17 protein-coding genes and 1 pseudogene are annotated in these 22,502 nt (G+C 39.5%); 17 read left to right on the top strand and 1 reads right to left on the bottom strand.

Going from position 1 to position 22,502, the window contains the following annotated elements:
- The first annotated feature begins 26 nt into the window (after positions 1-26).
- Both ileS and KUA57_RS03520 read left to right on the top strand, forming a co-directional pair.
- Positions 27-2,819: an isoleucine--tRNA ligase gene (gene ileS / locus KUA57_RS03525; protein ID WP_125448188.1), complete on the top strand. Its 2,793-nt coding sequence runs from the start codon at positions 27-29 to the stop codon at positions 2,817-2,819.
- A 111-nt stretch (positions 2,820-2,930) separates the two neighbouring features.
- Positions 2,931-3,299: a hypothetical protein gene (locus KUA57_RS03520; protein ID WP_125448187.1), complete on the top strand. Its 369-nt coding sequence runs from the start codon at positions 2,931-2,933 to the stop codon at positions 3,297-3,299.
- 78 nt (positions 3,300-3,377) lie between these two features.
- Here KUA57_RS03520 and KUA57_RS03515 read toward each other — a convergent pair.
- Positions 3,378-3,559, bottom strand: a pseudogene (locus KUA57_RS03515) (transposase); the annotation flags it as partial.
- Positions 3,560-4,090: 531 nt separating this feature from the next.
- On the opposite strand from KUA57_RS03515, the gene KUA57_RS03510 reads away from it, so the two are divergent.
- The 15 genes from KUA57_RS03510 to KUA57_RS03440 all read left to right on the top strand — a co-directional run bounded on the left by KUA57_RS03510 (position 4,091) and on the right by KUA57_RS03440 (position 22,425).
- Positions 4,091-9,961 carry a ZmpA/ZmpB/ZmpC family metallo-endopeptidase gene (locus tag KUA57_RS03510; RefSeq protein WP_218493628.1) on the top strand — a complete coding sequence of 1,957 codons (5,871 nt, stop codon included), beginning with the start codon at positions 4,091-4,093 and terminating at the stop codon, positions 9,959-9,961.
- A 152-nt stretch (positions 9,962-10,113) separates the two neighbouring features.
- Complete coding sequence (locus KUA57_RS03505) at positions 10,114-10,806, top strand: phosphoglycerate mutase (RefSeq protein ID WP_000240129.1); 693 nt, start codon at positions 10,114-10,116, stop codon at positions 10,804-10,806.
- Between the two features lie 120 nt (positions 10,807-10,926).
- The gene (locus KUA57_RS03500) at positions 10,927-11,628 is read left to right on the top strand and encodes an ABC transporter ATP-binding protein (RefSeq protein ID WP_020901700.1); all 702 of its coding nucleotides are present in this window, start codon (positions 10,927-10,929) and stop codon (positions 11,626-11,628) included.
- Positions 11,624-14,332 (top strand): FtsX-like permease family protein, encoded by a 2,709-nt coding sequence (locus tag KUA57_RS03495; RefSeq protein WP_185756818.1) that lies wholly within the window; start codon positions 11,624-11,626, stop codon positions 14,330-14,332. The genes KUA57_RS03500 and KUA57_RS03495 overlap by 5 nt, the downstream gene beginning before the upstream one ends.
- Before the next feature lie 144 nt (positions 14,333-14,476).
- Positions 14,477-14,746: a 30S ribosomal protein S15 gene (gene rpsO / locus KUA57_RS03490; protein ID WP_001018251.1), complete on the top strand. Its 270-nt coding sequence runs from the start codon at positions 14,477-14,479 to the stop codon at positions 14,744-14,746.
- A 722-nt stretch (positions 14,747-15,468) separates the two neighbouring features.
- Positions 15,469-16,080 (top strand): CadD family cadmium resistance transporter, encoded by a 612-nt coding sequence (locus KUA57_RS03485; RefSeq protein ID WP_125448184.1) that lies wholly within the window; start codon positions 15,469-15,471, stop codon positions 16,078-16,080.
- A gap of 495 nt (positions 16,081-16,575) precedes the next feature.
- Positions 16,576-16,854: a TIGR04197 family type VII secretion effector gene (locus tag KUA57_RS03480; RefSeq protein WP_070479865.1), complete on the top strand. Its 279-nt coding sequence runs from the start codon at positions 16,576-16,578 to the stop codon at positions 16,852-16,854.
- Complete coding sequence (locus tag KUA57_RS03475) at positions 16,851-17,210, top strand: DUF3958 family protein (RefSeq protein WP_000039827.1); 360 nt, start codon at positions 16,851-16,853, stop codon at positions 17,208-17,210. Before KUA57_RS03480 ends, KUA57_RS03475 begins: the two co-directional genes overlap by 4 nt.
- Positions 17,200-18,852, top strand: coding sequence for a T7SS effector LXG polymorphic toxin (locus tag KUA57_RS03470; protein ID WP_125448183.1), 1,653 nt, complete (start codon positions 17,200-17,202; stop codon positions 18,850-18,852). Before KUA57_RS03475 ends, KUA57_RS03470 begins: the two co-directional genes overlap by 11 nt.
- A 12-nt stretch (positions 18,853-18,864) precedes the next feature.
- Complete coding sequence (locus KUA57_RS03465) at positions 18,865-19,473, top strand: TipC family immunity protein (protein WP_125431265.1); 609 nt, start codon at positions 18,865-18,867, stop codon at positions 19,471-19,473.
- Positions 19,470-19,775 (top strand): hypothetical protein, encoded by a 306-nt coding sequence (locus tag KUA57_RS03460; protein WP_250646308.1) that lies wholly within the window; start codon positions 19,470-19,472, stop codon positions 19,773-19,775. Before KUA57_RS03465 ends, KUA57_RS03460 begins: the two co-directional genes overlap by 4 nt.
- A gap of 161 nt (positions 19,776-19,936) precedes the next feature.
- Positions 19,937-20,551 (top strand): TipC family immunity protein, encoded by a 615-nt coding sequence (locus KUA57_RS03455; protein ID WP_218493627.1) that lies wholly within the window; start codon positions 19,937-19,939, stop codon positions 20,549-20,551.
- A gap of 12 nt (positions 20,552-20,563) precedes the next feature.
- A complete protein-coding gene (locus tag KUA57_RS03450; protein WP_218493626.1) occupies positions 20,564-21,187 on the top strand; it encodes a TipC family immunity protein in 624 nt (207 codons plus the stop codon).
- Positions 21,188-21,191: 4 nt separating this feature from the next.
- Positions 21,192-21,806 carry a TipC family immunity protein gene (locus KUA57_RS03445; RefSeq protein WP_218493684.1) on the top strand — a complete coding sequence of 205 codons (615 nt, stop codon included), beginning with the start codon at positions 21,192-21,194 and terminating at the stop codon, positions 21,804-21,806.
- A 4-nt stretch (positions 21,807-21,810) separates the two neighbouring features.
- The gene (locus tag KUA57_RS03440; protein WP_218493625.1) at positions 21,811-22,425 is read left to right on the top strand and encodes a TipC family immunity protein; all 615 of its coding nucleotides are present in this window, start codon (positions 21,811-21,813) and stop codon (positions 22,423-22,425) included.
- Positions 22,426-22,502 lie beyond the last annotated feature (77 nt).

The following is a 22,502-nucleotide window of genomic DNA, read 5'->3' as shown; positions in this document are numbered from 1 at the left end:
TTGTTATTATTTATAAAGGAGATACCATGAAACTCAAAGATACCCTTAACCTTGGGAAAACAGCTTTCCCAATGCGTGCAGGACTTCCTACCAAAGAGCCAGTTTGGCAAAAGGAATGGGAAGATGCAAAACTTTACCAACGTCGTCAAGAATTGAACCAAGGAAAACCTCATTTCACCTTGCATGATGGCCCTCCATACGCGAACGGAAATATCCACGTTGGACACGCTATGAACAAGATTTCAAAAGATATCATTGTTCGTTCAAAATCAATGTCAGGATTTTATGCTCCTTATATTCCAGGTTGGGATACTCATGGTCTGCCAATCGAGCAAGTTTTGGCAAAACAAGGTATCAAACGTAAAGAAATGGACTTGGTTGAGTACTTGAAACTTTGTCGTGAATATGCTCTTTCTCAAGTAGATAAACAACGTGAAGATTTTAAACGTTTGGGGGTTTCTGGTGACTGGGAAAATCCATATGTGACTTTGACTCCTGACTATGAGGCAGCCCAAATCCGTGTATTTGGTGAGATGGCTAATAAAGGTTATATCTACCGTGGTGCCAAGCCAGTTTACTGGTCTTGGTCATCTGAGTCGGCTCTTGCTGAAGCGGAGATTGAATACCATGACTTGGTTTCAACTTCCCTTTACTATGCCAATAAGGTAAAAGATGGCAAAGGCGTTCTAGATACAGATACCTACATCGTTGTCTGGACAACTACTCCATTCACCATCACAGCTTCTCGTGGTTTGACTGTTGGTGCAGATATTGATTACGTTTTGGTTCAACCTGCTGGTGAAGCTCGTAAGTTTGTGGTTGCTGCAGAATTGTTGACTAGCTTGTCTGAGAAATTTGGCTGGGTTGATGTTCAAGTTTTAGCAACTTACCGTGGTCAAGAATTGAACCACATTGTAACCGAACACCCATGGGATACAGCCGTAGATGAGTTGGTGATCCTTGGTGACCACGTTACGACTGACTCTGGTACTGGTATTGTCCATACAGCCCCTGGTTTTGGTGAGGATGACTACAATGTCGGTATTGCTAATGGTCTTGAAGTCGCAGTGACTGTTGACGAACGTGGTATCATGATGGCTAATGCTGGTCCTGAGTTTGAAGGTCAATTCTATGAAAAGGTAGTTCCAACTGTTATCGAGAAACTTGGTAACCTCCTTCTTGCCCAAGAAGAAATCTCTCACTCATACCCATTTGACTGGCGTACTAAGAAACCAATCATCTGGCGTGCAGTACCACAATGGTTTGCCTCAGTTTCTAAATTCCGTCAAGAAATCTTGGATGAAATTGAAAAGGTTAAGTTCCACTCAGAATGGGGTAAAGTCCGTCTTTACAATATGATTCGTGACCGTGGCGACTGGGTTATCTCTCGTCAACGTGCTTGGGGTGTTCCACTTCCTATCTTCTACGCTGAAGACGGTACAGCTATTATGACTGCTGAAACTATTGAACACGTGGCTCAACTCTTTGAGGAACATGGTTCAAGCATTTGGTGGGAACGTGATGCTAAAGACCTCTTACCAGAAGGATTTACTCATCCAGGTTCACCAAATGGTGAGTTCAAAAAAGAAACCGATATCATGGACGTTTGGTTTGACTCAGGTTCATCATGGAATGGTGTTGTGGTAAACCGTCCTGAGTTGACTTACCCAGCAGACCTTTACCTGGAAGGTTCTGACCAATACCGTGGTTGGTTTAACTCATCACTCATCACATCTGTTGCCAATCATGGCGTAGCACCTTACAAACAAATTCTGTCACAAGGATTTGCCCTTGATGGTAAAGGTGAGAAGATGTCTAAATCTCTTGGAAATACCATTGCTCCAAGTGATGTTGAAAAACAATTTGGTGCTGAAATCTTGCGTCTTTGGGTAACGAGTGTAGACTCAAGTAACGACGTGCGTATCTCTATGGATATCTTGAGCCAAGTCTCTGAAACTTACCGTAAGATCCGTAATACTCTTCGTTTCTTGATTGCTAATACATCTGACTTTAACCCAGCTCAAGATACAGTAGCTTACGATGAGCTTCGTTCAGTTGATAAGTACATGACGATTCGCTTTAACCAACTTGTCAAGACCATTCGTGATGCTTACGCAAACTTTGAATTCTTGACAATCTACAAGGCCTTGGTGAACTTTATCAACGTTGACTTGTCAGCTTTTTACCTTGATTTTGCTAAAGATGTTGTTTACATCGAAGGTGCTAAATCATTGGAACGCCGTCAAATGCAGACTGTCTTCTATGACATTCTTGTGAAAATCACCAAACTCTTGACACCAATCCTTCCTCACACTGCTGAAGAAATCTGGTCATACCTTGAGTTTGAAACAGAAGACTTCGTTCAATTGTCAGAATTGCCAGAAGCAGAAACTTTTGCTAATCAAGAAGAAATCTTGGATACATGGGCAGCCTTCATGGACTTCCGTGGACAAGCTCAAAAAGCCTTGGAAGAAGCGCGTAATGCCAAAGTAATCGGTAAATCACTTGAAGCTCACTTGACAGTTTATCCAAATGAAGTGGTGAAAACTCTACTCGAAGCAGTAAACAGCAATGTAGCTCAACTTTTAATCGTATCTGAATTGACCATCGTAGAAGGACCAGCTCCAGAAGCTGCTGTTAGCTTCGAAGATGTAGCCTTCACAGTAGAACGTGCTGAAGGTGAAGTATGTGACCGTTGCCGTCGTATCGACCCAACAACAGCAGAACGTAGCTACCGCGCAGTCATTTGTGACCACTGTGCAAGCATCGTAGAAGAAAACTTTGCGGAAGCAGTCGCAGAAGGATTTGAAGAGAAATAATCGAATTATAGATTAAAAAAGTTTTCTGCGTGTGTTTTTTAGTTTGATATAAAAGAAAATATTAAACAAAATTAATGTATAATATTAATTTTTAATGAAAAGGAAATATTGATGAAAAAGAAAACACTTGCTCAATTAGATGGTATCATTGGTTTAGTTACAGGAACTATTCTAACCATTTTGCCAATTATTATAATTATGATTGCCTCTATATTTGATAATGAAGAAGTTGTTGGTGTCATCTTAGGAATTATTTTTATTGTTTTTAGTTTAGTAAAAATTGGAATTTTAATTCTAGGTATTCTCTCACTAATATACTATAAAGATGATAATAGAATTTCTATTGCACCCTCAGTCTTATTAATTGTTGGCTCTGCACTTGCATTGGTTCCATTCTTAGGATGGATAGGGGGAATCGTCATTATTGTTGGTGCTTCATTATTTTTAGGAAGCCTCAAAAAATTTAAAGTTGAACTATAAATAGAGTTTTTGTCAAGTAGAGTAAATGGAGAAACTCTAAAATTGGTTCTTTGTCAGCAGTAGTGGATTAAAGAAAAGCTAAGATAGAGAAAGGACAAATTTCGTCCTTTCTTTTTTGATGTTCAGAGCGATAAAAATCGTTTTTTGAAGTTTTCAAAGTTTCGAAAACCAAAGGCATTTCGTTCGATAAGTTTGATGAGATTATTGGTCGCTTCTGATTTGGAGTTAGAATAGGGTAATTGAAGGGCGTTGACGATTTTTCAATGATTTCATGATTGATGAAAGTTACTATTTTAGTTTTAAGAATTGTGGCTATTGTGTATTTCAAGGACGATGAGCTTGTGACTCCTGCACTGTCTGTATTGTTTATCGTAGGTAGTTCTGTTGGATTGATCCCATTCGTGGACTAGATAGGAGAAATTATGACAATTATTGGCAATTCCTATACTTTGAAATTTTGAAAAAATTTGAAATTGAAGAATCATATCTTTCGAACTGAGGTGGAACGAATTGAATCTTTGTTAGAAATACTTATTACAGTATGAAGGCGGTTAACCTTATTTTTGTTACCAATTGACGGAAAATTTTACAGGATAAATAAGCTATTTCATTCGTAAAATCTAAAGCATTTATTTGAGACAAGGAACTCTTTTTATAGTATAATGATGGTTGTAGATTAAATATATCAAAATATATATAGAAGTATTTTTGTTTCTTGTAAGTTTATCATAGTGAGGAAGCAAAATGCTTCTTCTATTTTGAAATGGATAAAATAATAGAGAGGATATAGAATGAAAAAATTTTTTGGAGAGAAGCAGCATCGTTTTTCCTTACGAAAGTTGGCGATTGGTCTTGTGTCTGCTTCAATTTCGAGCTTATTTTTTGTGTCCATTGCTAGCAGTGGGACCGTATTTGCTCAAGAAAATGTATCTATTCACTACAAATATGTGACAGATACAGAGTTAAGTAAGCAAGAGAAGGACTTGATTGTAAAGGATTTTCCTAATATTGCTGAAGATAGTGAGAGTACCTATTATCTAGTCTATCGTATGGATGAGAAAGCCCAACTAGGTCAGTTGCCTAATACCGGTGAGCACAATAATCTGGTTACCGCCCTTACTGGTGGAGCCCTCGCTTCGATTGGACTCCTCATTTTTGCTGTTTCGAGAAAGAAAGGCAATAAGAAAGCATTGTTGAAGGTTGTTTTGATAACAGGCGTGGGGAGCGGTTTGGTCTCTTCGGTTCAGGCTATTGAAAATCAGCTTTTGCTACAATACAATCAAGAATATCAATTATCCCAAGGAGATAGTCTGCCTCTGCCAAGAGTCCTGTCAGGTTATACCTATCTAGGCTATATTAAGCAAGACAAGAAAATTAATCAGTTAGAAACTGTTGCTAGAGATCAGAAACTAGACGATACGGTTCACCCTCATTTCCAGTCCAATGAAGGTGGACAAAATGTAAGAGATGAGCGGAAAAATCCGTCTCCAACAATCCCTACTGACAAGCCAATCCCTTCTAAAGATTCACCCAATCAAAAGCCGTCTGGTATTGCTAGTGTGGATCCTCATGACGAAGTCTTGGCTGGTCGTTTAAATAAACCAGAGCTCTTATACAAAGATCAAGAGATTGTAACCAATCTAGACTTTTCAGAAGTGGTTCAGGAAAATCCCGAACTAGCAGAGGGAACCATTCGTGTCAAACAAGAAGGTCGTGCTGGGAAGAAGATTGAACTTATTCGCATCTTCACTGTTGAAAATCAAGAAATTTCCCGAGAAGTTCTCTCGACTAAGGTAGAAGAAGCCTTACCACGTATAGTAGAAAAAGGGACTAAGAAGGCAGTTGCTCCGAGTGAAGCACCTCAGTCTGCAAGAAAAGGAGAGCCTGAGACTCAGGCCTCATTACCAGAATATAAAGGTGAGCAATCTGGTGCAATAGTTGCCCCTAAGACAACTGAAAAACCAGAATATACAGGAATTCAATCTGGAGCCATCGTCGAACCAGAAACGGCTGATAAGCCATCCTATACAGGTCCCCAGTCCGGAGCGGTTGTTGAACCAGAGAAAGTAGCTCCACAACCAGAATACAAGGGAACTCAAGCTGGTGCCATCGTCGAACCGGAGACTCAGCCTTCCCTGCCAGAATATAAAGGTGAGCAATCTGATGCAATAGTTGCCCCTGAGAAAACTGATAAACCATCCTATACAGGCACTCAGTCTGGAGCAATAGTCGAACCCGAGAAAGTAGCTCCACAACCAGAGTACAAGGGAACTCAAGCTGGTGCCATTGTCGAACCGGAGACTCAGCCTTCCTTGCCAGAATATAAAGGTGAGCAATCGGGTGCAATAGTTGCCCCTGGGACAAATGAAAAACCAGAATATACAGGAATTCAATCTGGAGCCATCGTCGAACCAGAAACGGCTGATAAGCCATCCTATACAGGTCCCCAGTCCGGAGCGGTTGTTGAACCAGAGCAAGTAGCTCCACAACCAGAGTACAAGGGAGCTCAAGCTGGGACCATCGTCGAACCAGAGACCCATGCTTCCTTGCCAGAATATAAAGGTGAGCAATCGGGAGCTGTTGTAGCCCCTGAGACAAATGAAAAACCAGAATATACTGGCATTCAATCTGGAGCAATAGTCGAACCAGAACAGGTACCATCGAAACCATCTTATACAGGCACCCAATCGGGAGCAATAGTTGAACCCGAACAAATTGCCCCTCTTCCAGAATATACTGGCAATATTGAGCAAGCAAAACCAGAAAATCCGGCTGAAAAACCAAAAGAAAAAGATCCAGAAAAAACACTTGAATTAAGAAATGTTTCTGATCTGGAGTTATATAGTCAGACCAATGGTACTTACAAACAACATGTTTCTTTAGACAGTGTTCCAAGTAATATAGACACTTACTTTGTTAAGGCAAAATCGTCGTCATTCAAAGATGTCTATCTACCTGTCGCTTCAATAACTGCAGAAATAAAAAATGGACAATCCGTTTATAAAATCATAGCCAAAGCTGAGAAACTCCAGCAAGAGCTAGAAAATAAATATGTCGATAATTTCACCTTCTATCTCGCAAAAAAGGCCACAGAAGAAACAACAACTTTCGCTTCCTTTAGCAACCTGGTTAAAGCAATCAACAAGAATCTCTCTGGAACCTATCATTTAGCGGCTAGCTTGAATGCCAACGAAGTGGAGTTGGGACCTGATGACAGATCTTACATCAAAGGCACCTTTACTGGTCAGTTGATTGGTGAAAAAGATGGTAAGCAGTATGCTATTTACAATTTGAAAAAGCCACTGTTTGCCACATTGAGAGGGGCCACAGTAGAAAAGTTGAGCCTAAAAAATGTCGCTATTTCAGGTAAAGATGATATCGGTTCACTGGCAAATGAAGCTACGGATAACACAAAGATTAAGCAAGTTCATGTCGATGGTGTTCTGGCTGGGGAACGTGGTATCGGTGGTTTGTTGGCTAAGGCAGACCAATCAAGCATCACAGAGAGCAGTTTTAAGGGAAGAATTGTTAATACCTACGAAACGACTGCTGCATACAATATTGGTGGTTTGGTCGGTCATTTGACAGGAGGCAGAGCTTCACTGACTAAGTCAAAAGCGACAGTAGCCATTTCATCCAACACGAATAGTTCAGATCAGACTGTTGGTGGGCTAGCAGGTCTAGTAGACCAAGATGCGCATATACAGGATAGCTATGCTGAAGGTGATATCAACAATGTCAAGCACTTTGGTAGAGTTGCAGGTGTGGCTGGATATTTGTGGGATCGAAAGACGAATGAGGAACAGCATGCAGGAAGATTGACCAATGTACTAAGCGATGTCAATGTAACCAACGGAAATGCTATTACCGGTTACCACTATAATGAAATGAAGGTGGCTAATACATTCAGCAACAAAGCTAATAGAGTCTACAATGTCACCTTGGTCAGGGAAGAAGTCGTCAGCAAGGAATCATTTGTAGAAAGAGGAACAATTTTAGATGCTTCTGAAGTGACTAATAAAAAAGCAGAAATCACTCCTTTCACTCCTCCAACAGTGGAGCCCCTTTCAACAAGTGGTAGTAAAGAAAGTGATTTTTCTAAGGTGAATCATTATCAAGCTCAGCGCGCCTTGGCTTATAAAAACATTGAAAAATTGCTACCTTTCTACAACAAGGCAACCGTCGTCAAATACGGAAACCTGGTCAATGAGAACAGTCTTTTATATAAAAAAGCACTCTTGTCTGCAGTCATGATGAAGGATGACCAAGTCATCACCGATATTGTTTCCAACAAACAGACTGCAAACAAACTCTTGCTCCATTACCAGGATCATTCCTCTGAAACATTCCAGCTCAAGTACCAGAATGATTTTGCTAAGTTGGCAGAATATAGTCTAGGAGATACGGGGCTTCTCTATACGCCAAACCAATTCTTGTATAATCAAGAAACGATTATCCGGCAAGTCTTACCAGAATTGAAGAAGGTAAATTATCATTCAGATGCTATTAGAAACACACTTGGTATTTCACCAAAAGTGAAGCAAACCGAGCTCTATCTAGAAGAGCAGTTTGCTAAAACGAAGGAGCATCTAGAAGACAGTCTGAGAAAACTCTTGTCAGCGGATGCTGGTCTAGTGGAAAACAATCAAGTAATGACAGGTTATATTGTAGATAAAATCAAGCGTAACAAGGAAGCCTTGCTTCTTGGTATGAGCTACTTGGAGCGTTGGTATAACTTTAGCTATGGTCAGGTTAATATTAAAGACTTGGTCTTGTATCACCTTGATTTCTTTGGAAAAGGAAATGCATCTCCGTTAGATACTTTGATTGAGTTAGGGAAATCAGGATTTAATAATCTGCTTGCTAAGAACAACGTTGATACTTATGGTATCAGTCTTGCCAGCCATCATGGAACGACAGATTTGTTTAGCACGCTAGAAAATTACCGAAAAGTCTTTTTACCAAACACTAGCAACAATGACTGGTTTAAAAAACAGACCAAAGCTTTCATTGTCGAAGAAAAATCCACTATTGCAGAGGTCAAAGCTAAGCAAGAGCAAGCAGGGACTAAGTATTCTATCGGTGTTTATGACCGAATTACTAGTAGTACTTGGAAATACCGCAATATGGTCTTGCCTCTCCTTACTTTGCCAGAAAGATCTGTATTTGTCATTTCAACCTTGTCTAGCTTAGGATTTGGCGCTTACGATCGCTACCGCAACAGTGACTATAGGGCTGGAGATAAACTCAATAAGTTTGTTGAAGATAATGCGCGTGAAACAGCCAAGCGTCAGCGAGATCACTACGATTATTGGTATCGTATTTTGGATAAACAGTCACGTGAAAAACTCTATCGTACGATCCTGCTTTATGATGCCTATAAGTTTGGTGATGATCATACTGAAGGAAAGGCTTCAACAATCGCAGACTTTGAGAATTCAAATCCTGCAATGCAACATTTCTTTGGACCAGTTGGTAACAAGGTAGTTCATAATCATCACGGTGCATACGCAACAGGAGATGGTGTCTATTATATGTCTTACCGTATGTTGGATAAGGATGGCGCTATTACGTATACCCATGAGATGACCCATGATTCAGATCAGGATATCTATCTTGGTGGCTATGGTAGAAGAAGTGGTCTTGGTCCTGAGTTCTTTGCTAAAGGCTTATTACAAGCGCCAGATCATCCAAATGATGCAACCATTACTATTAACTCAATCTTGAAACATTCAAAATCAGATAGCTTAGAAGGATCCCGTCTACAAGTCTTAGATCCGACGGAACGATTCAAAGATGCATCCGATCTCCAAAAATATGTTCATAACATGTTTGACCTCATCTATCTGTTGGAATATCTTGAAGGGCAATCAATCGTTAAGAAACTGAATGTTTCCCAGAAAATGGAAGCTCTCAGAAAAATTGAGAACAAGTATGTGAAAGATCCAGCAGACGGAAATGATGTTTATGCTACTAATGTTGTGAAAGATTTGACTGAAGAAGAAGCCCAAAAATTGACTAGCTTTGAGAGTTTGATTGACAATAACATTCTTTCGGCTCGAGAGTATCAGGCTGGCACTTATGAGAGAAATGGCTACTTTACGATTAAACTCTTTGCACCAATCTTTTCAGCATTGAGCAGTGAGAAAGGAACTCCTGGAGATCTTATGGGGCGTAGGATAGCTTATGAACTCTTAGCTGCTAAAGGATTTAAAGATGGTATGGTCCCATATATTTCCAACCAATATGAAGAAATTGCTAAACAAAATGGTCAGACAATCAACCTCTACGGTAAAAAGCAAGGATTAGTGACAGATAAGCTTGTCTTAGAAAAGCTATTTGGTGGTCAGTATTCATCTTGGGCAGGCTTTAAAAAAGCTATGTATCAAGAGCGCGTTGCTCAGTTTGATCATTTGAATAAAATTACTTTTAAAGATCCGACGCAATCATGGATGAGCAATGCCACGAAAACCATTCAAAGAGTAAAAGAATTGCAAGAACTGATGGATCAAGCTGTTCTCAAGGATGCAGAAGGTACGCGTTGGAGTGACTATAACCCAGAAACTGACAGTGCCGTCCATAAACTTAAGAGAGCAGTCTTTAAAGCCTACCTAGACCAAACAAATGATTTTAGAACCTCTATTTTTGCAAATAAAAAGTAATGAATTATAGAAGTTCCTAATCAGGATGAGAGGACTTTACTTCCTGACTGTCAGAACTTGTCGATTTTAACTAGCTTTTTTGTGAAAAATTGTGTAAAATAGAATAGATAAACGAGGGGAAACCTCGGAAAATTTAAAGGAGAATCCATCTAATGGTAAAATTGGTTTTTGCTCGCCACGGTGAGTCTGAATGGAACAAAGCTAACCTTTTCACTGGTTGGGCTGATGTTGATTTGTCTGAAAAAGGTACACAACAAGCGATTGACGCTGGTAAATTGATCAAAGAAGCTGGTATCGAATTTGACCAAGCTTACACTTCAGTATTGAAACGTGCGATCAAAACAACTAACTTGGCTCTTGAAGCTTCTGATCAATTGTGGGTTCCAGTTGAAAAATCATGGCGTTTGAACGAACGTCACTATGGTGGTTTGACTGGTAAAAACAAAGCTGAAGCTGCTGAACAATTTGGTGATGAGCAAGTTCACATCTGGCGTCGTTCATACGATGTATTGCCTCCAAACATGGACCGTGATGATGAGCACTCAGCTCACACTGATCGTCGTTACGCTTCACTTGACGATTCAGTTATTCCAGATGCTGAAAACTTGAAAGTGACTTTGGAACGTGCCCTTCCATTCTGGGAAGATAAAATCGCTCCAGCTCTTAAAGATGGTAAAAACGTATTCGTAGGAGCTCACGGTAACTCAATCCGTGCCCTTGTAAAACACATCAAAGGTTTGTCAGATGACGAGATCATGGACGTGGAAATCCCTAACTTCCCACCATTGGTATTCGAATTCGACGAAAAATTGAACGTAGTTTCTGAATACTACCTTGGAAAATAATTTGTAAAAAGAAAGCCTAGGAATACCTAGGTTTTTCTTTTTATTCTAGTATCCAACTCTTCGAAAAAGCGTTATAATGATAGTAAAGAGTGACTTAATTGTAAGAAAGAGAGAAGGACGATGGCTTATATTGAGATGAAACATTGTTACAAGCGTTATCAGGTTGGGGATACGGAGATTGTGGCTAATCGTGATGTGAATTTTGAAATTGAAAAAGGGGAGCTGGTCATTATTCTTGGCGCTTCAGGTGCTGGAAAATCAACCGTTCTCAATCTCCTAGGAGGTATGGATACCAATGATGAGGGGGAGATTTGGATTGATGGTGCCAATATTGCCAACTATAGTTCGCACCAACGAACAAACTATCGTCGTGAAGATGTAGGCTTTGTTTTTCAATTTTACAATCTGGTCTCCAATCTGACAGCCAAGGAAAATGTGGAATTGGCCTCAGAAATTGTGACAGATGCCTTGGATCCTGAGCAGGTCTTGACAGACGTAGGTCTGGCTCATCGCCTCAATAACTTTCCAGCCCAGCTTTCTGGAGGGGAGCAACAGCGAGTGTCCATTGCACGCGCTGTAGCTAAGAATCCTAAAATTCTCCTTTGTGATGAACCGACAGGTGCCTTGGATTACCAGACAGGGAAGCAAGTCTTGAAGATTCTCCAAGACATGTCTCGTCAAAAGGGAGCGACGGTAATCATCGTGACTCACAATAGCTCGCTAGCTCCTATAGCTGATCGCGTGATTCACATGCGTGATGCCACTGTTATGAGAGTAACAATCAATGAGAATCCACAGGCTATCGATACATTGGAGTATTAGCATGAAAAAAACATACCGAAAAGACATGTTCCAGTCGGTGATTGCTTCTAAGGGACGCTTTGCTTCTATCTTGACCTTGATGATGCTGGGTTCTTTAGCCCTAGTAGGTCTTAAAGTAGCCAGTCCAAACATGGAACGCACGGCAGGGGATTATCTCCGTAAAGCCAATACCCTGGATCTGGCAGTGATAGCTGATTATGGCTTGGACAAAGAAGATCAGGACGAACTAAAGACCCTTCAAGGAGCAAGTGTTGAGTTTGGCTATATGGCAGACCTAACCGTTGAAAATAGTGAAGAAGCGGTTCGACTGTATTCTAAGCCAGAGGGAATTTCAACCTTCCAAGTGACAGAAGGGCGACTTCCAGAGGCTGATGGGGAAATTGCCTTGGCTGATTTCTGGAAAGACCGCTATCAGATTGGGCAGACAATTACCTTTAGCAAGAAAGAAGAAGGAAAGTCTGTTATAAAATCCCAATCTTTCATAATTACTGGATTTGTTCAGTCGGGTGAGATACTTTCTCAAGAAGACTTGGGAGGGGCTAGTAGTGGAAATGGAAGCCTGGCTGGCTATGGAGTGATTTTACCCAGTCAGTTTGACTCAGATGTTTATAGCATTGCGCGTGTGCGCTATGATGATTTAAAAAATTTGGATGCTTTTTCATCAGACTATAGAAGCAAACGAGATCAACACCAGGAAGACTTACAAAACTTGCTTGCCGATAATGGTCAAAAAAGATTGGCAAGTATCAAAGCAAATGGGCAAAAGAGCTTGGAAGATGGAAAAGAGCAGCTCCAAACAGCTGAAGGTAACCTTCAAAAAGGCAAGAGCCAGTTAGAACAGGTTGAAAGTCGATTGAAAACGCAAGAAGAACAAGTGACTGCTTTGCCTGAGCCTCAAAAGAGTCAAGTCAAGGAGCAATTGACAAAAACTAAGGAAGAATTGGCTACAGAAAAAGAAAAAATGGCTCAGACAGAGAGTAATCTAGCCAAGGAAAAAGAGAAGCTTGAACAACACCAGAAAGAGCTTGATGAACTGGCAGAGCCTACTTACCATGTATACAACCGCCAAACCATGCCAGGCGGTCAAGGCTATCTCATGTACAGTAACGCTTCAGCAAGTATTCGTTCTGTCGGGAATATCTTTCCAGTGGTGCTTTATATGGTTGCTGCAATGGTGACCTTTACAACTATGACTCGCTTTGTGGATGAAGAGCGTACCAATGCTGGTATTTTCAAGGCCCTAGGTTACCAGAATAAAGATATTGTTGCCAAGTTTGTCCTCTATGGTTTTCTTGCAGGAACTGTGGGAACTGTTTTAGGAACGCTTCTAGGACATTATCTCCTTGCAGGCGTGATTTCGGATGTTATAACAGCTGGAATGGTTGTTGGGAAAAGTCAGGAGTATTTCTATTGGTCTTATAGTCTTATTGCCCTAGCTTTAAGTTGGGTATCCAGCGTTTTGCCGGCTTATCTGGTGGCACGGAGGGAATTGCACGATGAAGCAGCTCAACTTTTGCTGCCCAAACCTCCCGTTAAAGGATCAAAGATTTTGCTGGAACGCTTGAGCTTTATTTGGAGTCGTTTGAGCTTCACTCATAAGGTTACGGCGCGAAATATTTTCCGTTATAAGCAACGGATGTTGATGACCATTTTTGGAGTTGCGGGTTCGGTTGCTCTCCTATTTGCAGGTCTTGGCATTCAGTCTTCTGTGGGAGGAGTTGTCGATCGTCAATTTGAACAAATCCAGCAATACCAGATGATTGTAGCGGAAAAGAGCAGTGTAGCGGAGCAAGAAAAAGCAGACCTAGAAAGTGCCTTGCAAGCTGAGCCTATCCATGCTTATCAAAAGATTTACTCTAAATCCATTGAAAAAGATTTCAAAGGAAAAGCAGGACTTCAGACTATCACTATAATGGTCACAAGCCGAGAAAATTTCAAACCCTTTATCGCATTAGAGGAAAATGGCCAAGAGGTGCAGGTCACAGATGGAGCAGTCGTGAGTCAAAAATTAGCTCAACTAGAAGGTATTACGGTTGGAGACAAGCTGGAGCTTGATGGGAAAGAAATCAGGGTCGCGGCTATTTCTGAAAACTATGTTGGACACTTTGTTTATCTCAACCGAGCGACATACGAACAAGTCTACGGTACCAGTCCGAAAGACAATACCTACCTAGTAAAATTAAAAGAGCCAACACCATCCAATACGGAGAAAGAAGCTGCGGCCTTTATGAAAAAAACTGCTGTTTCTGGGGTGGTCCAAAATGCAACGGCTATCCACCTTTTTGAATCTGTAGCCAATTCTCTCAATAAAACCATGGCAATCCTTGTCCTTGTTTCCGTCTTGCTAGCCATTGTCATTCTTTACAATCTCACCAATATCAATGTGGCAGAACGTATCCGTGAACTTTCGACCATCAAGGTTCTCGGTTTCCATAATAAAGAAGTGACCCTCTATATCTACCGCGAGACCATGGTGCTGTCTTTTGTGGGGATTGTTCTCGGTTTGGTAGGCGGCTACTATTTACATCAATTTTTGATTCAAATGATCTCACCTGTCACCATACTTTTTTATCCACGAGTCAGCTGGGAAGTCTCTGCTCTTCCAATCGTCGCAGTGACTGTGATCTTAGCCTTACTGGGTCTCTTTGTAAATCACCACTTGAGAAAGGTGGATATGCTTGAAGCCCTGAAATCAGTAGAGTAGATCAAGTTTTTAAAAAGTAAATCAGTTGACAAAGTCCCTGCTTCTTGGTAGAATAAGAACTGTCGGAAAGACAAATAACTTCTTCTTGGTTGCAGGCATGCCAACCTGTCACTCGGATGAAGCCAAATAAAAAGGAGAAACATCATGGCAATCTCAAAAGAGAAAAAAAATGAAATCATCGCACAATATGCACGTCACGAAGGTGATACAGGTTCAGTAGAGGTTCAAGTTGCTGTCCTTACTTGGGAAATCAACCACCTTAACGAACACATCAAACAACACAAAAAAGACCACGCTACTTACCGTGGATTGATGAAGAAAATCGGTCGCCGTCGTAACTTGCTTGCATACTTGCGTAAAAACGACGTTAACCGTTACCGTGAGTTGATCAACTCTCTAGGACTTCGTCGCTAATCTTGCGTCTAAAACGTTTCTATACTTCGTTGGCTTCGGCTTGATGTACCATTAGTACAATCTTCGCCTCGTCCGCCTAGTCTATAAACGTTTTATCCAGCAAGACTGGAGCTCTCTGACTTCAGAGGGCTTTTTGTTTTTATCTGCTTGCTTAGGCCGTGTTCAATTAACAAGATACAAAGGCCGTCAAAAGCACAAAGCAAAAATAGGAAAATTGACGAAGAAACTTCAGTTTCTAGGAGATTTTATCTTTTTTGCCAAGTGCTTAGGCCGTGTTCAATTGAGCATGTCTTGATAATGAAGCTACTCCATTGGGTAGCTTTTTTGTATGGATTTTATCCCAATCTCAAATTGGCTCTCTGATTTTTAGAGAGCTTTTTTATTGAGGTTTTATCGATCACAATTTTGGAGACTACAAAAACCTCAAATGGTATCAGCTAATTACACCATAAAGGTGCGTAGCTACTCGGCTTGAAAAGCCGAGTAGCTGTCTGCAAGCCCCTTCGGAGAGCCCACACTTTACGAAGTAAAGTATAGTATGTTATACTTTACATGGAAGTAGTCACCGAATTCCAGTTAGAAATTACTTTGTAACTACGTTTTGAGGAGGAGTAAAATGCTTTCCTACGTTCGAAATTACCCACTAGCGATAGCTAAATTAATGTGTCTGTGCTCTCCTAAAATCTGCTGATTTATTACTGACTAATACAGGAGGTTTTTTTATGGGACAGACAATCATATCTGCTATTGGTGTTTATATTTCCACCAGTATCGATTATTTAATTATTTTATTTATTTTATTTGCACAGCTATCACAGAATAAACAAAAATGGCATATTTATGCGGGGCAATATCTAGGCACAGGCTTACTTGTAGGGGCGAGTTTAGTTGCTGCTTATGTCGTTAATTTCGTGCCTGAAGAATGGATGGTTGGATTGCTTGGTTTAATCCCTATCTATTTAGGGATTCGCTTTGCAATTGTTGGAGAAGGTGAGGAAGAAGAGGAAGAAATTATTGAAAGATTAGAACAAAGCAAGGCAAATCAACTGTTTTTGACAGTTACATTGCTGACAATTGCGTCTGGTGGAGATAATTTAGGTATCTATATACCTTATTTTGCTTCGTTAGATTGGTCACAGACCCTCGTGGCTTTGCTTGTGTTTGTAATCGGCATAATTATCTTATGCGAGATTAGTCGGGTGTTATCCTCTATTCCGTTAATATTCGAGACAATTGAAAAATACGAGCGAATCATTGTGCCCTTAGTATTCATTCTACTTGGACTATACATCATGTATGAAAATGGCACGATAGAGACTTTTCTGACCGTGTAGATTTTTTTGTTTCACTAGGATTTTAGCCCGAGCTCAAATCAGCTCTCTGATTTTCAGAGGGCTTTTTATGTTGTCACTTTACCTCGCGATATACTCGAGTATAATCTTCGGTTACGGTTCCTAGCACTATAAGGTAAAATAAACCAGATTTTCTCCCTTCGTGTAGATTTTATCTTTTTTGCCAAGTGCTTAGGCCGTGTTCAATTAACAAGATACAAAGGCCGTCAAAAGCACAAAGCAAAAATAGGAAAATTGACGAAGAAACTTCAGTTTCTAGGAGATTTTATCTTTTTTGCCAAGTGCTTAGGCCGTGTTCAATTGAGCATAGCTTGATAATGAAGCTAGTCTAATTAGGTAGCTTTTTAGATATAAAACTATTTTATTATCTAAATATAGAATAAATTAGGGCTTGCATTCAAAACATGGTATAATAGGTCTATATAGCTAAATAAAGTAAACCTATCACAAGGGATTGAGAAAAAGGATAAAACAGTCATGTCAACAGTAAAAAGTGATCTAAATATTGCGCAAACATATGCGAGTCAGCTGAAAAATGCTTGTCAATCGTTAACAGCAATTGCTGTGGCTAGTCAAGATGATCGAACGACCCTTCAAGGGAATAACAAAGCCCATCAATGTCTGACAAAGTCTCAAAATCTAGCTAGTCAGATTTCGGCAGCCGTCACCCTGACTTCCGAACGACTGCACTCTATAGCGAGTGATTTTGAGGCGTTAGATGAAGCGGGTGCCAATGGTTTTAGGAGTCATGCATGAGCAAGTTGGATGAGTTGAAGAAAAGAGAGCGAGAACTCTTGTACCAGCTAGAAGACAATGGAAAAGAGAAATATCGCACCAAAGAACTGATAGAAACCTTTGAAGGGTATGATAGAGCTAGTCACCGTTATCAAAATGATTTGTGGGAGGCGGCCTATCAGAGCCGATATGCAGGACAGTTGGAAGAAACACTCCTACAAAGAAACCAACTTAAAAACCAAATTCTTGAGAACCTCAGCTACCGCATGGATGATTTGAAAAAAGAAAAGTTCCGGTTAGAGGGAGACTTGGATGCGGTCTACTATGAAAGACGCAAAGAACTAGAAAGAGAGGAGGAAAAACGACATGGGCATTGATATGTACTTAGAACAATCACAACTACAAAGTTCGAGTGTAGCAACCATGTGTCAATCTCAGGTGGAGGCTTATCAAGACTTGCAATCAGCCATTCAAAAGTTTTCAGAGGATACAGAGAGTCTAAAGGGCGATGCTTATAATTCGGCTAGAAGTTTTTTTGCAAGTGTCTTATTACCCTTGAGCAAAGGGGGACAACTCTATGCCGAGACCTTCTCTCAAGCTATCAAGAAATTACCAGAAGACTACCAAACGATGGTCGACAGCAAGAGTTGGCGGGAGGATGATCTACTTGATAAGATCCGCCAGGAAGAGCAAATGATTGCCTATCTAGATGAAGTCAACCAAACCCTTTCTAGCTTGACCATGGATAGTGAAGAAAAGGGAAGATTGAGACGCAGTAATGTGGAACTCATGCGAGGACATCATGCCAATAAACGCGTCTATGAAACGATTTTGAGAGACCTGCGCGCCTATGATAGCTATTCAGGAGGACTGTTCGATGAACTAGACAGTATCGATGTGCAACTGAGTCGCGGACTGGCCCAGATTGAAACGAGTTGGGATGCAAAGACAGGGGTCTTTAAAGTCCCATCTGACCTGACTTGGGCCAACTACCTATTTGCCTATTCTGACACAAAGGATATGAAACTCAGTCGTCAAGAGAAAGCCTTTGTTCAGACCATGATGGCAGAGTACGGATTTGACGCAGAGACAGCCCAACAGCTCTTGACCATCAAGCAAGGGATAGATAAGAAGTTCCCAACCTCAAGTCAAGAGTTTCGTGACTATATCTTTTTGCGAGTCGTCGGTGCCGCCAACTATGATGACTTTAAGTGGAACGAAACGGCAGGTGGATTGTGGCATTATTTTTATAAAGAATTTGTGAGTGATCCGAATACAGGCCAAAAATTGAGAACATTGAAACCAATTCTTGAAATCTTTCAAGAACTGGGATTGAAAGAAGAAAAGGCCAAAGAACTGTATTATAATCTTAGATTGCAGCATGAGATGGCGGGTGGGAAATCTGATAATATAGATCAAATTAAGAAATATGATCGAAAAAATGGAACTAACCATTATGATTCCTATAAAAGTACTTATGAAGGGATTTATGGTGATACGGGTAACTTTGACCAATTTTGGGATAGCAAACTGAAGGCCTACTCTAACAATGGAGCAGGTCACGCAGACTTTACCCACCAGTCCATCACTATGGCGACTCATCTTAATCCTAATCAAGTTCAGTTATCCGACATCTATGGCGGTAGAGAGCATGTCAAGGATCTTTCAGGGTGGGAGGGAGACACGACCTTTAATGCAAACGATATGAAGCCAAGTATTGGCGAGGATGACTACAAGGCAGACCTAGACTCGGTCAACCTTATCAGCCGTATGCAAGAGGGACAATCCTATGACCAAGCTATAACTTCTTATTATGCTGACCTTCAAAAAGACTCTTCTCAGAGAGAAAGAGAATTCTTGAAAAATAAGGATTGGAAAAAGGTAAGAGGTACTATCTATTCTAGCCTAGTACCGGCGGATATACTAAAAAAAGGTGAGGTTTCTATTAAAGAGTATATTGAGGAAGAATACCCAGAAGTATCCACATTTTTAAATCGCTTAGAAGCCTTGGTAGACTAGGAGGAAAAGTTAATGAAGAAAACACTGAGTATATTAGCTTTAGTTGCAATAATCATATCATCCTGTTTCTACTTTTTTATCCATCAACCTAAAAATATTTTTGATGAAATCTACCAAGAAACGGAGAAGACCTATCGTACAAATAATATTTTAAGAAACATAGATGGGTTTAAAATTAGTCCAGGTTGGCCTAATGATGGAGAATATTTTGCATACACCCCTTCAGGGAAGTATCAAACTCATCCTGAAGGTTATAAAGACATAAGTATTGGATTTAACTTTGGTTCAGGTATTAAAGGAATGACGATTCTTTTTGAAAAAAGGATTAATTCGGATATTACCCTATGGTATTCGGCTCACTATAATATAAAAAAGAAAGTCCTTCAAAAGGAGATTGCGATTTTTGAAGAACCAAGGCAACCAGGTCAATATCTAGAGGATGAAGAAAAAATAAGAGAATATCTCAGAAAATATAATATTTCTAAAGAAGAATTAGAGAAAGACTATGACGAAATCGTTAACCAGAAAGTCTTGAAAGATTGGTGCACGATTTATGACAGCAAGTATTCACCAAGCAACTATGGCGATGTTAAGATTGAAACCCAGTGGGAGAATTGGTGATAGGCCATGCAGACTTTACCCATCAGTCCATTACCATGGCGACTCATCTAAATCCTAATCAAGCTCAGTTATCCGATCTCTATGGTGGTAGAGAGCGTGTCAAGGACCTTTCAGGCTGGGAGGGAGACACGACCTTTAACGCTAATGATATGAAGCCAAGTATTGGCGAGGATGACTACAAGGCTGACCTAGATTCGGTCAACCTTATAGGCCGGATGCAAAAGGGGCAATCCTATGACCAAGCTATCTCTTCTTACTATGCTGACCTTCAAAAAGACTCCTCTCAGAGAGAAAGAGAATAAGGATTGGGATACAGTCAGAGATACTATTTATGATAGTTTGCGACCAACAGATATTAAGCTAGATGGTGAGGATGCTCTTAAAGCATATATTGAAAGAAAATATCCAGGTGTATCCAAGTTTTTAAATCGCTTAGAAGTTGTGGCAGATTAGGAGGATGATTATGAAAAAAATACTCGGTCTAGTAGCGTTATTTGTACTAATTGTAGTATCTTGTTTTTACTTTTTTATCAATCAACCTAAAAATATTTTTGATGAGATTTATCAGGAGACGGAGAAAACCTATCGATCAAATAATATTTTAAGAAATATAGATGGCTTTGAAATCAGACCGGATTGGCCAAGTGATGGAGAGTATTCTAAATATTATCCATTTGGAACTTATAATAAAGACCATACCCCAGAAGAGTATTTTGAAATCGAAATAGGTTTTAATTTTGATACAAAAACACAATTAAGTTCAATCTCATTTGAAAAACGAATTGGGCCAAATGTTAGAGTTAGAATATGGGATAACTATACTCGTAAGGATCGTGTTTTAAAAAAATTTGTGAATATAGGTTTAAAGAAAGCAGATACGGAAACTTATATTGAAGACGAAGCTCAGGTGAAATCCTACCTAGAACAGTACGGTATCACTGCTAAGGACTTGGATTCTTACTACGACGAAATCGTCAACCAGAAAGTTCTGAAAGATTGGTGCTCGATTTATGACAGCAAGTACTCGCCAAGCAATTATGGCGATGTGAAAGTCGAAACCCAGTGGGAGAATTGGTGATAAGGTGATAACATGAAGAAAATCCTAGGCCTAGTAGCTTTATTTGTGATAATCGTATTATTTTGTTTTTACTTTTTTCCTAAACAACCTAAAAACATTTTTGATGAAATTTATCAGGAGACGGAGAAGACTTATCTTGGAAACAATGTTTTTAACCAGTTGAAAGATGTTGAAGTACATAAGTATGAAATATATGATAAAGATATGCAGGGAACAGGAAAGTATACTCCCAAGGTAATTTACATTGATAATTATCTTCCTGAAAATTATTCCGAGACTGAAATAGAGTTTAATTTCGATAGTATAAACAAAGGAATGTTTATTTGGTTTGAGTGGAAAGTTAATTCAAAGTTTTCTTTGTGGTATTTAAGTTATTACAATATTAAGAGTAAGACTCTAGAGAAAGAACTTGCAATTATAGAGGAGCCAAGAAAGGCTGGAGAGTACCTCAAAGATGAAGAAAAAATAAGAGAATATTTAAAAAAATATAACATATCCAAAGAAGATTTAGACAAACATTACGACGAAATTGTCAACCAGAAAGTTCTGAAAGATTGGTGCTCGATTTATGACAGCAAGTACTCGCCAAGCAATTATGGCGATGTCAAGATTGAAACCCAGTGGGAGAATTGGTGATAGCATGAAGAAAATACTAGGTGTTTTAACAATAATTGTATTACTTGTATCAGTTTGTTTTTACTTTTTTCCTAAACAACCTAAAAACATTTTTGATGAAATTTACCAAGAAACGGAGAAAACATATCGGTCAAATAATATTTTAAGGCATATAGATGGGTTTAAAATCAGACCAGATTGGCCAAGTGATGACCCCAATATTTTGTATACTCCGTTCGGATTATACAACAAAGAGAAAATACCGTCAGATTATTCTGAGATAGAAATTGGTTTTAATTTTCAAAACTCACAAAAGGTTTTGTTCATTTACTCTGAAAGAAGACTATCTTCTAATGTTAGTGTAAAAGTATGGGGAAGCTACAATTATAAATTAGGTGTTTTGAGTAAAGAAGTTACTATAATAAAAAAAGAAAATAATTCCAAAGTATATATTGATCAGCAATCAGAGGTAAAATCATACCTAGAGCAGTACGGCATCACTGCTAAGGACTTGGATTCTTACTACGACGAAATCGTCAACCAGAAAGTTTTGAAAGATTGGTGTACCATTTATGACAGCAAGTACTCACCAAGCAATTATGGTGATGTGAAAGTCGAAACCCAGTGGGAGAATTGGTGATAAGATGAAGAAAATCCTCGGTTTAGTAGCGTTAATCTTACTAATTGTATTATCCTGTTTCTACTTTTTTATCCATCAACCTAAAAACATTTTTGATGAAATTTATCAGGAGACAGAGAAGACTTATCGTTCAAATAATATTTTAAGAAATATAGAAGGTTTTGAAATTAGACCGGATTGGCCAAGTGATGGAGAATATTCTAAATACTATCCATTTGGAACTTATAATAATGACCATACCCCAGAAGAGTATTTTGAAATCGAAATTGGTTTTAATTTTACTACAAAAACACAATTAAGTTCAATCTCATTTGAAAAACGAATTGGGCCAAATGTTAGAGTTAGAATATGGGATAACTATACTCGTAAGGATCGTGTTTTAAAAAAATTTGTGAATATAGGTTTAAAGAAAGCAGATACGGAAACTTATATTGAAGACGAAGCTCAGGTGAAATCCTACCTAGAACAGTACGGTATCACTGCTAAGGACTTGGATTCTTACTACGACGAAATCGTAAATCAGAAAGTTCTGAAAGATTGGTGCTCGATTTATGACAGTAAGTACTCACCAAGCAACTATGGCGAGGTGAAAGTCGAAACCCAGTGGGAGAATTGGTGACATAAAGATTCTCACTAATTATATAAACAGGTGGCTCTCTATTTTCAGAGGGCTTTTTACGTTGTCACCTTACCTCG

It is taken from the genome of Streptococcus vulneris (genome assembly GCF_019218685.1).
Classification (GTDB): domain Bacteria; phylum Bacillota; class Bacilli; order Lactobacillales; family Streptococcaceae; genus Streptococcus; species Streptococcus vulneris.
The sequence above is the reverse complement of the archived record's forward strand: the minus strand, read 5'-3'. Positions and strand labels throughout refer to the sequence as shown.

Excerpts from the sequence above, each read along its gene's own strand:
- KUA57_RS03500 (WP_020901700.1), top strand. The coding sequence starts at position 10,927 with ATGGCTTATATTGAGATGAAACATTGTTACAAGCGTTATCAGGTTGGG.
- KUA57_RS03465 (WP_125431265.1), top strand. The coding sequence starts at position 18,865 with ATGAAGAAAACACTGAGTATATTAGCTTTAGTTGCAATAATCATATCA.
- KUA57_RS03445 (WP_218493684.1), top strand. The coding sequence starts at position 21,192 with ATGAAGAAAATACTAGGTGTTTTAACAATAATTGTATTACTTGTATCA.
- KUA57_RS03475 (WP_000039827.1), top strand. The coding sequence starts at position 16,851 with ATGAGCAAGTTGGATGAGTTGAAGAAAAGAGAGCGAGAACTCTTGTAC.
- rpsO (WP_001018251.1), top strand. The coding sequence starts at position 14,477 with ATGGCAATCTCAAAAGAGAAAAAAAATGAAATCATCGCACAATATGCA.
- KUA57_RS03455 (WP_218493627.1), top strand. The coding sequence starts at position 19,937 with ATGAAAAAAATACTCGGTCTAGTAGCGTTATTTGTACTAATTGTAGTA.
- KUA57_RS03480 (WP_070479865.1), top strand. The coding sequence starts at position 16,576 with ATGTCAACAGTAAAAAGTGATCTAAATATTGCGCAAACATATGCGAGT.
- KUA57_RS03450 (WP_218493626.1), top strand. The coding sequence starts at position 20,564 with ATGAAGAAAATCCTAGGCCTAGTAGCTTTATTTGTGATAATCGTATTA.
- KUA57_RS03505 (WP_000240129.1), top strand. The coding sequence starts at position 10,114 with ATGGTAAAATTGGTTTTTGCTCGCCACGGTGAGTCTGAATGGAACAAA.
- KUA57_RS03485 (WP_125448184.1), top strand. The coding sequence starts at position 15,469 with ATGGGACAGACAATCATATCTGCTATTGGTGTTTATATTTCCACCAGT.
- KUA57_RS03510 (WP_218493628.1), top strand. The coding sequence starts at position 4,091 with ATGAAAAAATTTTTTGGAGAGAAGCAGCATCGTTTTTCCTTACGAAAG.
- KUA57_RS03440 (WP_218493625.1), top strand. The coding sequence starts at position 21,811 with ATGAAGAAAATCCTCGGTTTAGTAGCGTTAATCTTACTAATTGTATTA.
- ileS (WP_125448188.1), top strand. The coding sequence starts at position 27 with ATGAAACTCAAAGATACCCTTAACCTTGGGAAAACAGCTTTCCCAATG.
- KUA57_RS03520 (WP_125448187.1), top strand. The coding sequence starts at position 2,931 with ATGAAAAAGAAAACACTTGCTCAATTAGATGGTATCATTGGTTTAGTT.
- KUA57_RS03470 (WP_125448183.1), top strand. The coding sequence starts at position 17,200 with ATGGGCATTGATATGTACTTAGAACAATCACAACTACAAAGTTCGAGT.